The 935-nt window shown below is 78.4% G+C and carries 1 pseudogene; it reads left to right on the forward strand.

The window, feature by feature from the left end:
- Positions 1–855 (forward strand): annotated as a pseudogene (locus NWP10_RS12155) (transcription antitermination factor NusB); the annotation flags it as partial.
- Positions 856–935 lie beyond the last annotated feature (80 nt).

Raw genomic sequence — 935 nt, forward strand, 5'->3', positions numbered from 1 at the left:
GGCGGGGCCCGCCGGGAGTCCGGCGGCGAGGAGCGGCGCGACGCCCAGGGGCGCACCCGCAGCCGCGGCCGATCCGGCGCGGGCCGGCGCTACTCCGCCCAGGCGCCCGCCCAGCGCTCCCACACGGCGGATCCGGCCCGCCGGGTCGCGTTCGAGGTGATCCGGGCCGTGCACGCCGAGGACGCCTACGCCAACCTCGTGCTGCCCGGCCGCATCCGCCAGGCCCGCCTCGACCGCCGGGACGCCGGCTTCGCCACCGAGCTCGCCTACGGCACGCTGCGCGGCATCGGCCTCTACGACGCCGTGCTCGCCCGCTGCGTGGACCGGCCCCTGGAGAAGATCGACCCGCCGGTCCTCGACGCCCTGCGCCTGGGCGCTCACCAGTTGCTCGCCATGCGGGTGCCCGCCCACGCGGCCCTCGACGCCACCGTCGCGCTCGTGCGCGCCGAGATCGGCGCCGGACCCTCCGGCTTCGTCAACGCGGTGCTGCGCCGGGTCGCCGCGCGACCCCTCGAGGACTGGCTGGCCGACGTCGCCCCGGAGGACGGCGGGGACGCCGCCCTGGCCGTCCGCGCCTCCCACCCCGTCTGGATCGTCCGGGCGCTGCGCCAGGCGCTGGCGGCCCACCGGGGCACGCGCCACGTGGCCGACCGGGACGCCGAGCTGGGCGCCCTGCTGGAGGCGGACAACGCCTCGCCCGTCGTCAACCTCGTCGCCCTGCCCGTGCCCGGCGGCCGCGAGGGCCTGTCCGCCGCCCTCGAGGACGGCGCCGAGCCGGGCCCGCTGGCCCCGGACTCTGCCCTGCACGCCGGCGGCGACGCCGGACGGCTGACCGGCGTCCGCGAGGGCGCGCTCCTGGCTCCTATACACATCTGACGCTGCCGACGACCTTACGCGTGTAGGGCTCGCTGGGTGTCGGGGGTGGAGTGAGAAAG

The sequence above is a fragment of the Micrococcus sp. HG099 genome (assembly GCF_024723355.1).
In the GTDB taxonomy this organism is placed as follows: domain Bacteria; phylum Actinomycetota; class Actinomycetes; order Actinomycetales; family Micrococcaceae; genus Micrococcus; species Micrococcus endophyticus.